General features: G+C 69.2%; 10 protein-coding genes and 1 pseudogene. 2 read left to right on the top strand and 9 right to left on the bottom strand.

Going from position 1 to position 9,751, the window contains the following annotated elements; translation table 11 throughout:
• The first annotated feature begins 168 nt into the window (after nt 1–168).
• Nucleotides 169–759 carry a copper chaperone PCu(A)C gene (locus AB0F81_RS38675; RefSeq protein ID WP_360206062.1) on the top strand — a complete coding sequence of 197 codons (591 nt, stop codon included), beginning with the start codon at nt 169–171 and terminating at the stop codon, nt 757–759.
• Between the two features lie 94 nt (nt 760–853).
• On the opposite strand, the gene AB0F81_RS38670 is transcribed toward AB0F81_RS38675, so the two are convergent.
• Nucleotides 854–1,708 (bottom strand): trypsin-like peptidase domain-containing protein, encoded by an 855-nt coding sequence (locus AB0F81_RS38670; protein WP_360206059.1) that lies wholly within the window; start codon nt 1,706–1,708, stop codon nt 854–856.
• A gap of 304 nt (nt 1,709–2,012) precedes the next feature.
• Nucleotides 2,013–3,143, bottom strand: a pseudogene (locus AB0F81_RS38665) (sigma-70 family RNA polymerase sigma factor); the annotation flags it as partial.
• A gap of 489 nt (nt 3,144–3,632) precedes the next feature.
• Here AB0F81_RS38665 and AB0F81_RS38660 point away from each other — a divergent pair.
• Nucleotides 3,633–3,938 carry a hypothetical protein gene (locus AB0F81_RS38660; protein WP_360206056.1) on the top strand — a complete coding sequence of 102 codons (306 nt, stop codon included), beginning with the start codon at nt 3,633–3,635 and terminating at the stop codon, nt 3,936–3,938.
• 43 nt (nt 3,939–3,981) lie between these two features.
• Here the strand turns inward: AB0F81_RS38660 and AB0F81_RS38655 are convergent, their stop codons facing one another.
• The 7 genes from AB0F81_RS38655 to AB0F81_RS38625 all read right to left on the bottom strand — a co-directional run bounded on the left by AB0F81_RS38655 (nt 3,982) and on the right by AB0F81_RS38625 (nt 9,649).
• Complete coding sequence (locus AB0F81_RS38655; protein ID WP_360206053.1) at nt 3,982–4,365, bottom strand: hypothetical protein; 384 nt, start codon at nt 4,363–4,365, stop codon at nt 3,982–3,984.
• Between the two features lie 91 nt (nt 4,366–4,456).
• On the bottom strand, nt 4,457–4,654 hold the full coding sequence (locus AB0F81_RS38650) for a hypothetical protein (RefSeq protein WP_360206051.1): 198 nt from the start codon (nt 4,652–4,654) through the stop codon (nt 4,457–4,459).
• 141 nt (nt 4,655–4,795) lie between these two features.
• Nucleotides 4,796–5,095: a BON domain-containing protein gene (locus tag AB0F81_RS38645; protein ID WP_360206048.1), complete on the bottom strand. Its 300-nt coding sequence runs from the start codon at nt 5,093–5,095 to the stop codon at nt 4,796–4,798.
• A gap of 103 nt (nt 5,096–5,198) precedes the next feature.
• The gene (locus tag AB0F81_RS38640) at nt 5,199–6,473 is read right to left on the bottom strand and encodes an ATP-binding protein (protein ID WP_360206045.1); all 1,275 of its coding nucleotides are present in this window, start codon (nt 6,471–6,473) and stop codon (nt 5,199–5,201) included.
• 92 nt (nt 6,474–6,565) lie between these two features.
• Nucleotides 6,566–8,776, bottom strand: coding sequence for a SpoIIE family protein phosphatase (locus tag AB0F81_RS38635; protein ID WP_360206043.1), 2,211 nt, complete (start codon nt 8,774–8,776; stop codon nt 6,566–6,568).
• A 100-nt stretch (nt 8,777–8,876) separates the two neighbouring features.
• Nucleotides 8,877–9,302, bottom strand: coding sequence for an ATP-binding protein (locus AB0F81_RS38630; RefSeq protein ID WP_360206040.1), 426 nt, complete (start codon nt 9,300–9,302; stop codon nt 8,877–8,879).
• Nucleotides 9,296–9,649, bottom strand: coding sequence for an STAS domain-containing protein (locus tag AB0F81_RS38625; RefSeq protein WP_360206037.1), 354 nt, complete (start codon nt 9,647–9,649; stop codon nt 9,296–9,298). The genes AB0F81_RS38630 and AB0F81_RS38625 overlap by 7 nt, the downstream gene beginning before the upstream one ends.
• Between the last annotated feature and the right edge of the window lie 102 nt (nt 9,650–9,751).

Here is a 9,751-nt window from a genome sequence, read left to right as displayed (position 1 = left end):
GCGCCACAACGCATCCGGGCAGTACTTCTCTACATCACCCACGCCCGTACAACGAATGATGTTGCGCTACAACAACCCCAAATGAGATGCCGTCTAAGCGGCTCGCAGATCTCCGTTAAGGACGGGGGGACGATCGGGTAGGGCCGGCGCATGAGACACCAACGTTGTTTGACGATCGCCGCCATCTTGCTGATGGTGTCGCTGAGCGCCTGCAGGATCGAGGATCCGCGGGGAATCGCCGGTGACCAGCCTGAGCCGTTCCAGGAGAGTGTGATGGGCACCAACGCTGAGATCGGCCCAATCCTGCTGCGCAGCGTCCATGTCGAAGCGCCGCCAGACCCGAGCTATCAGACCGGCGACGACGCCATACTCTGGTTCACTGCGCTGAACGAGGGCCGTCAGGAGGACACCCTCACGGAGTTGTCGAGTCCGGTCGCCGACGCCGTGGTTATCCGGCATGACGACGATTGCGACGGGCACGCCGAACCGGTACCCGCGTTACCGTTGCGGCCCGTCGAGCCCCACCCGAACGCGTCATCGGACGGCGTCTCCCCGTTCGCCGCGTATCACGGCCAGGTGGTTGACCTCAACCGGCAGGTGATGGCCGGCACGACCATCCCGGTGACCTTCGTCTTCGAACGGGCCGGACCGATCACTGTGGACGCCTTCGTGCAGCCCAGCACCGCGCCGCGGCCGGCGCCCAGTGGCCTGTGTCACGGTTCCTCCGCTGCCGCGGCGACAGCACCTACGGTGCAATGAGCCGACTGCAGCCCATATCTGCCGCCGTGACGCGACACCACGGCCCGTCACGGCGGCAGAACGAACTTCAGGACGCGGATCCGCGTCTTCGACGTCATCGTTCGGCGGCGCCGACGGTCACGGTCAGCTTCTGCTCGCGTCGGTCCCGCCGCACGGTGAGTTCTATCCGGTCGCCCGGATCGACGCCGCGCAGTTCACCGAGGAAAGCTTCGACGGTGGTGACCTGCCCGCCGCCGAAGGCGGTGATCACGTCCCCGGCGGCAACGCCCGCGGCGGCGGCCGGGCCGCCGTCGGTCACGTCGCGGACCAGAACACCGCGCTCGGTGCCCGTGCCCAGCGCCTGAGCGATCTGCGGAGTCAGCCGGCCCACGGTGACTCCGAGGAACGGGTGGGTAACCTTGCCGTCGTCCAGCAGATCCTCGGCGACATCGACGGCGGTAGCCGCCGGTATCGCAAACCCGATCGACACCGCGCCCGTGGACGGCGGCAGATAGGCATCGCTGATACCGACGACACGGCCGGCGGCGTCGACGAGCGCACCACCGGAGTTGCCCGGAGAGATCGGCGCGTCGGTCTGGATCAGATCCACCAACGGGCGGCCCTGGCTTGCCGATCCGGGGATCTCACGCCCGACACCGGAGACGATCCCAGCGGTGACCGTGTTCATGAATCCGAGCGGGCTGCCCATGGCGAGCACCGTCTCGCCCGGTGCGGGAAGTTCCTGGCGGAACTCTACTGCCGGCAGGTCGGTTCGCTCGGCTCGCAGCACCGCCAGGTCGGTGACGGTATCGGTACCGACGACCTGGGCGCTGACGCGTGAGCCGTCGGCGAGCGCCAATTGCACGGTACGGGCGTCGCCGACGACGTGTTCGTTGCTCAGGACCAGACCGCCGTCGCGGAACACCACGCCCGAGCCCAGGCCGGTGTCGCCCACCAGGACGGTGACCACCGACGGTTCCACCCGGGCGACCACCTCCGGCAACGTGGTCGTCGGCATCGCAGCCGCGGCCGAAGGTGCCGTTGAGGGTTGTTCGCCGTCCGTGCAACCAGCCGGCGCCAGGACGGCCGCAGCCGCCACGAGAATGAAGAGTCTTCGCATTGTTGGCATGCCCGGCCCCTACCCCTGGTCGAGCGGTGTCTCTCGCAAGATCCGGGCGCGTCGGCACGCTTCCCTTCCCAGTCCTGCATGCCGGGCTTGCCGGCCGGCCCCCGTCGGTTCGCGCACGGGTCCGGCTGTCCGCCGTCACCCGGCACGGGAACAGCCGAGAGAGCCCGGCCCGGCACAGCATGGCGAAGACCTGCGGCGCGGCGTTGACCACACACATCCTCGTCCCGGTGTGCCCACTGGCACGGTAGGCGTCCAGCAGAGCCCCGGCCGCACTGACGTCGCCGCTCGACATCCGGCGCAGATCGATCACCAACATCCGCGCCTGGGCGCCGACGACAGCCTCGACCAGGCACCGGCGCAGTTCCGCCGCGTTGTGCCGATTCACACTGCCGCTCACACCGGCGATCACACAACCACGCTCGCCCGCGTAGGTACGCACCGTAGCGTCCCCGCCGGTTGGCCGGGCCGGCCCGCACAGACCGCGGCGCAGGCCGTCGAGACCCGACCGCAGCGCGCGGCACACGGTCATCTGCGAGGTGCCCATCTCCGCCGCGATCTTCGCTTGGCTCCACCCACCGAAGAAGTGCCGGTCGATCACGAATCGCTCCCGGGGCGGCATGTGCCGCACCAGCCCGCGCAGCATGATCCGGTCGTCGGCGCTGTCCAGTGCCGGGTCTTCGGCACCCAGTAGGTCCTGCCACTGGAGTCCGCCGCCGCCGCACGGTCGGTTCAGCGAATCGGCCCGGTACGCCGAGAAGCTGGCGGCTGTCGCATTGATCTGATTCCGCGAGACGCCGAGTTCAGCGGCGACCTCCTCAGCCGACGGTTGCCGGCCCAGCGATTGCGCCAATTGGGCGCGGGTCCGCGTCACCTGCAGCGCCAGGTCCCGCAGCGGCCGGGGCATGTGCACACTCCACACACGGTCCCGAAAATGCCGTTTGATCTCGCCGGTGATGGTCGGTGTCGCATAGGCGCTGAACCGGTGGCCGCGCTCGGGATCGTATCCGTCGACCGCCTTCACCAGTGCATACGCCGCCACCTGACGCAGATCCTCAATCTCTTCGCCGCGGTACCGAAAATTGCGGGCGAGGCGGTACGCCAGCGGCAGACCGAAGCGCACGGCACTGTCCCGTAACCGCTCCCGCTCCGCAGCAGAACACCCAGGTCGGCGGAACCGCCGCACCAGACCCGTGACGGCCTCGTCACGCTCAAGGATTTCGGCTGACTCGACCGGCCGCACCGCGGCAGCAGCGCTGTCCGGCTGGATGAGGCTCATCGGCATGCTCTTTCTCCCCATCACGGCGACGAAAGCCTCTGCGTGCACCGATGCGGCCGGCAGTGACCGGTCAAAGCGGGTGCGGCAGAGCCCTTGGGTGGCCCGCTACTAGCAAGCGGGCGTTGCATGTATGGCGTATCCGCCGCAGGGCACGGAAAACGCGAACCGCGAACCTGTCATCGGATTGCCAAGGTTGTGACTCGGCCGTCATCCCGCCGGCCCTGAAGCCCACCCGACATGACAATCCCGTGACGCAATCAGCAACTCGCCCACGCAGGAGCGGGCTCGGGCATAGCGTCAGCACGGCGACGCGGTGTCCCCGGGCTACCGTCCGGAACGCGGCGGACGAGGTGAGGAGCCATGCGTGCCCATCGTCGAGCGAGGCGTTGTCCGACACTGGCGGTGACTGTTCTTACCGCCGGCATGCTGTTGTCCTGTTCCACATCCGGTCCAGGGCCGGCGCCTGAACCACAGCCGACCCGCAGCCCGGTGAAGACGATCGCAGTGAGCAACATCGGTGACCAGTTGACCGTCACCGGGGCCATCGAGCGCGTGCTCGGTCCGACCACCATCGTGGTCGACGGTGTCGACCTGCCCAAGGACGGCCTTCTGGTGCTGGGTCGGCCCCGTACGGGTGTCCGCGTCTACGATCTGGTCACCGTCACCGGGACGGTGGCACGCTTCGCGTACGACCAGATGGCGCCGACGTATGAGCTGACCGGCGCCGATCCGTACCGGGAGTTCGCCGACCGCAAGGTTCTGATCGCCGACGAGATCCAGTCCCACGCCCGGTAGGCCGGATCGAGGCACATCGACTTCATCGACGTACGGACCTCGATCAAGAAGCCGGACGTCGCCGAACAGCGCGCAGCCCGTACCCCATCACCGCGATGACCGCTCCCAGCGCGGCACCCAGCAGTGCCGCAGCCACCGTCAGCCAACCCACGGGTACGTCCGAGATGACCACTCCCGTCACGCGAAGGAGCCAGCCGACGACGGCACCGACCAGCAAACCGGGCACCGCACCGCGTGCGGCGGCCTGGGTGCTGGACCGCTGCTCCGGCGGGTGATCCACCGGACTGTGGTCACGGTCGACGATGATGACTCGCTCGGCGGGAAGGCCCGCGCTGAGCAGGCGCTCACGCATCTTCTGGACCGCCGGGTATTGCCCGGCGTCACCGAGCAGCCGCTGAGCCACGCCGACTCGGGGCCTCAGTGTCATGGGTGCCGCCCGTGGACGGCGTACTGTTTCGTCGATCGTGGGGAAGCATCATGGGAGCCTCCTTTGCACCCGTAGCTTGCACGAGGTTCGCTCACGGCGCCGGATCACGGTGCCGCAGCGGACGCGGCGTACTGCCACGGCGAGCGGACAAGGCGCCCTGCGCGACCATGACCAGCGGGATGATGAGCGCAGCAGCGCCCAGGAGGATGATCCAAGCTTTGCCGTAGGCGATTCCCGTTGCGGCGACGATCACGCCGGCGATCGCGAGGCAGACCAGAAGCGTTCGCATGTTTTCTCCTTTCCTCGGCGCCCCCCGGTTTCACACTGGTAGGCGGTCGTGGTGATTGCTGCACAGTCCTCTGACACTGCATGACAACTTCTCTCGCCGCGGCTCGAGCGCTCGGCACGCGGCTGAGATCGGATGGCCGGGCTACGACCCGGCCGGCGGAACGACAGACAGCCGGTTACAGACGTCCGCCACTCCCGGCACGTCCCACGCTCGTTGGCGCATCACCTTGCGCGCCCGCACCGAGGCGACCTCACCGAGCAGGATCACGACCCGGTTCTGCACCTGCACCTTGATGCGGGCGCCCCTGATATGGGGATCACCGAACACGGAGGCCGCGAACACCTCCGCGATCATCTCGTCGGTCGACAGACCCAGCGAGCAATCCTGCAGGTCCGCACCGGGTTCCTGCCAATCGTCGTCGCTCTCGGGGAACGGGTGCATGAGCTTCCTCCGCTGTGTATTCGCACCGAACGGCAAGGTCACAGCGTCGCGGGACGACGTGGCGGCATATCCGCGAGGCCATGACAGTTTCGTGACGATCCGGTCAGGCGGTGCGCTCGAGCTTGTGGGAGAGCTTCTCCATCGCGTCCACCACTTCCCGAGCGTGATCGTGCAAGTCACGCAGAGCTGCGGGATTCGCGCCCGAACGTCGTGCATGATCCTCCAGATCCGCACAGCGAGCGGCGAAGCGGTTCGCACCGAGAGTCGCCGAGGAACCCTTCAGGCTGTGCGCCAGCCGCGCCAGGCTCGCAGTGTTCCCTGATGCCGCAGCCTGATCCATCCGGTCGAGCGTGTCCGGGAGCCGTTCGGCGAAGTTGTGCAGGATCTCGGCGACCCGCTGCCGGTCACCGGACTCGGCCGCCATGCGCCCGACCCACTCGCGGATGGTCTGCTCCTCGGTGGGCTCCGGCCGCTGCGACTCGACGGCATCGGCCGCCACGCCGGATGGGACGTCAGTGTAGGCGGCCGCTCCCGCGAGCACGGCGTCCAACTCTGCCTCGCGGATCGGCTTGGCCAGGAAGCCGTTCATGCCGGCACGCAGGGTTGCCGAGCGGTCGTCGACCATCGCGTTCGCGGTCAGGGCAACGATCCGCGGGGCGCCGTGCGGTGGCGGGTCGGCGCGGACGCGCTCGGTGGCGGTGAGCCCATCGAGCACGGGCATCTGTACGTCCATCAGCACCAGGTCGAACCGGGTTCGCCGAATCGCCGCGACCGCCTCGGCGCCGTCGTTGGCCAACTCGACCCGGTGGCCGCGCCGTTCCAGCAGCAGCTGCGCCACGCGCTGGTTGATGGGATTGTCCTCGGCGACCAGCACGTGCAGCGGGCGGCCGAGCGGCGGCGCGGACGGCGAGTCGGCGGTGGGCATCGGCGTACCGGGCTCGGCCTGGCCCAGGCAGAGCGTGACCGTGAAGGTGGAGCCTTGACCGGGGGTGCTGGCGACGGAGATGCCTCCGTTCATCGCCTCGGCCAGTCGTTGGCTGATCACCAAGCCGAGACCGCTTCCCTCATAGTTGCGTGCCACTGTGGTGTCGACCTGGCTGAAGGGCAGGAACAGACGGTCCAGACGGTCGGGCGGGATGCCGATTCCGGTGTCGCGGACAGCGAAGCGGACGGCGAGACGCCCGGCTTCGGCGGGGTGTTCAGGCGCGGCCGAGATCGTGACGGTGATGGCGCCGTGCTCGGTGAATTTGACGGCGTTGCCGACGAGATTGACTAGAATCTGCCGGATCCTGCTCTCGTCCCCGACGACGGTCGGTGGGCAATCGGCGGAGAGATGGCTGGTCAGGTGTAGTCCCTTGGCATCCGCGGTGAGTGACACCAGGTTGATGGCCTGCTGGACGCAGCAACGCAGGCGCGAACCACCTGAAGTGCTCGATTTGCCGGCGTTCCGGAAGGCAGGGAGATCGTCAGCTACGAATTCCGGATCTGCGCAGGGTCGACCCGCGCGACTCTCGGCGTTTCCTCAGCCGTGGTGAATTGAACGCACAGGACGGCGGTGTCGTCACCGAGCGTCTCGTCGCCGACCATGTCGTCGAGCAGCCGGCGGCACAGTTGCTCCGCGTCTGCCTGGCGGTGGCTGACCGCCGCATCGGCGACTTGTCGCATCCCATCAGCGATATGCTGCTTGCGGCGTTCGACCAGGCCGTCGGTGAACCAGACGAGAGCCGCGGAGTCCGGCAGCGTCTTCTCCCCGTACCGTCGCCCGGTCTGGCCGATGCCGATAGGCATCGACCGGCCCTCCCAGAGGTACGCCGCGCCGCCCTCGGTGACCAGCAGCGGCGGCAGGTGCCCCGCGCAGGCGTAGCGCAGCGTCCGGGTGGCCGGGTCGTAGTCGGCGAAGCCGACGGTGGTCATCGCCGCATCGGGGATGAGTGCGCTGGCCCGGTCCAGGTCGTCGAGAACAGCCGCCGGCCCCTGCCCGCTCTGAGCCAGGATGCGCAGCACCGACTGCAGGCGTGACATCGCCGCGGCCGCGGTCACCTGGTGTCCGACCACGTCGCCGACAGCGAGCCCGATACGTCCACCGGGCAGCGGGAACACGTCGTACCAGTCGCCGCCGACCTGGTGCGCCAGATCGGCGGGCCGGTAGGCGGCGCCGACCCGGACACCGGCGTGCTCACCGGTCAGGACCGGCAGGAGCGCCTGCTGCAGCTGGTGTGCGGCGTCGCGTTCGCGTTCGTATGCCTGCGCCCGGCGCAGGGCCTGCCCGGTCAGGCTGGCCAAGGTCTCGGCGAAGGCGACGACATCGGCGTCAGCGCCGTGTTCGCGGCCGAAGCTGAACGCCAGGGCGCCCAGCGGCGCGGAGTCCTCGGCCCGGATCGGTACGAAGACGCTGCTGTGGATGCCCAGCGTCCGGTAGGCGTGCGCGAGGTGCGGGTAGGCCGCCACGAACGCGTCCTGGGTCGGGATGATGACGGGCCGGCCGCCGCGGATGGTGTCGGTGTGCGGTGTCACCGTGTCCAGCGGGATCCGCCGGTACGGCTCGATGAGGTCGCTGGGCGCGGGAGTGGTCCACATGACGATCTCACGATCGTCCGGGGCGACGACGGCGACGCTGCCGTGGTCGGCGAGCAGGACGACTCCTTCCCGCACGACGACCCGGGCGATCGCTTCCGTGGTGGCGGCCTTCGCCAGGTCGCTCGTCAGGATCTGCAGCGCGTTGAGACGCAACCGGGCGGCCCGCTCGACGGAGGTGTCCCGGCGGGCACGGTCGCGTTCGGCCGCTTCCACGGCGAGCGCCCAGGCACCGAGGATCGTGGTCGTCAGGAACAGTTGCAGCGTCAGGGTTCTCATCTGGCCGGAGGTGTCCAGGGCGGCCCAGGGACCGTGGCCGGTGCTGGTCATCAGGTTCGCGGCGACCGTGGTCGCCAGGCCGGCGGTCAGCGTCAGCACCAGCGGCTGGCTGAACGCCAGGCCGAACAGCACCGGAATCGGCAGATAGAACAACGGCACGCCGTCCGGCCAGAAACCGACGATCGTGGCCGCTGCCGCCGCACCGACACTCAGCACGCCGCGGGTCCAGGACAGGTGCCGGCGGGGCTGGTATCGCCAAGCCAGCACACACCCGGCCACGGTCAGCACCCCTGCGGCGTCACCGGCCCAGAACGACACGAACGACGGGACCCACGGCAGCCCGAGACCCACGGCCAGGGTGGTGGCGCCGATCAACGCCCCGGCAAGCGGTCCGGCGCCGGCACAGCAGCCGAGGAACGCCACCACGTCGCGGCGGCGCAACAGGTCGACCGGCCCGGTCACGTAGCGGCGCAGCAGCAGCGCACCCACCAGCGGCTCCGCCGTGTTGGCCAGCGCGAATCCCCCCACCCACCGCAGCGGCATGCCGTGCAGGACGTCCACGGCGATCTCGGTGAGTGCCACCGCGGCGAGGATCCACGGCCACCGCTCGCGCGGGTTGAGGATCAGCGCGGACAGCGTCACCCCGGCAGGCAGGAACAGCACCACGATCGACGGAGCGCCGAGGCCCAGGAACGCCAGCGAAGCGCCGGCCCCGTAGGCCACCGTCACCAAGCCCAGCACCTGCCACAGCGGCAGATGCGCCACCGCCGCGGCCGGTGACGCCGAAGGTGCTGACGCACCGGTGTGCACTGACGTGTTCGCAGACATCGCAGCCTCCGCGGTAGGTGATGCCGCTCGGCGTGACCGCGCGGCCAACGCTACGCCAACCGGCCGCGCCGAAGAACCTCCCCATCGCATGACCCGCCGGTCATGACGGGGTCGCGGTCGGCTCCGGGTCGATCACGAAGGCCATGCGTACGACGGTGCCGCCGTCGACGGCGATCGCACGGACCTCGTCGCAGAGGCGTTCGACGATGGCCAGGCCACGCCCGCCCACCGCGTCCGCAGCCGGCATCGTGCGACCGAAGGCGCGCAGCGGGCCGCCGTCGATGACGTCGCAGTGCAGCCGCCCGCCGTCAGTCCAGATCCGGACCTCGCCGCCACCGCTGGTGTGCTGCAGGGTGTTCGTCACCAGCTCGCTGACGGCCAGCGTCAGGCACCCGGCCCGTTCCGTGGTCAGCCCGGCTTTCAGCGCATGGGCGTACACGAAGGTGCGAACCGTCGGCAGGTCGGCCGGATCATGGTAGGCGGCGGCCTCGCTGTGCGGCGGTGCGACGTACGGCTCGTTCACCATGAGCCCTCGGGCGTGTGGGCGCGGGAACCGTCAGCTTCGCCGGGTGGTCGCAGCAGGTCGATGACGCCGGTGATCTCCAGGACGGTCGCGACGGTGCCCCGAGCGTTGACCACGTGCAGATTGCCGGCCTGCCGGCGTGCCGCCTGATGGGCGGAGACGAGTGCGTGCAGGCCACTGGAGTCCAGGAACCGCACCGCCGAGAGGTCCACGATCACCAGAGGCGCAGACTCGACCGCGGTGTGCAGCGCGGAGGTCAACTCGTCGCGGCTGCGCAGGTCACACTCGCCCGCCACGGACACCACCGTCCTGCCTCGTTCCGTAGCGGTCTGTAATTGGAAGTCCGACATGTCAGCGGCCGGTGGTCCCTTCCCAGGAGTATTTTTCGCCAGCATCACGGGCGGCCAGCAGCGTGTCAACTGCTCGCGTGGGGGACGCGCCGGATTCGAGCC

The organism is Actinoplanes sp. NPDC024001, assembly GCF_040638955.1.
Classification (GTDB): Bacteria; Actinomycetota; Actinomycetes; order Mycobacteriales; family Micromonosporaceae; genus Actinoplanes.
Note: the sequence above shows the minus strand (reverse complement) of the source record. Positions and strands in the feature narration are given on the sequence as shown.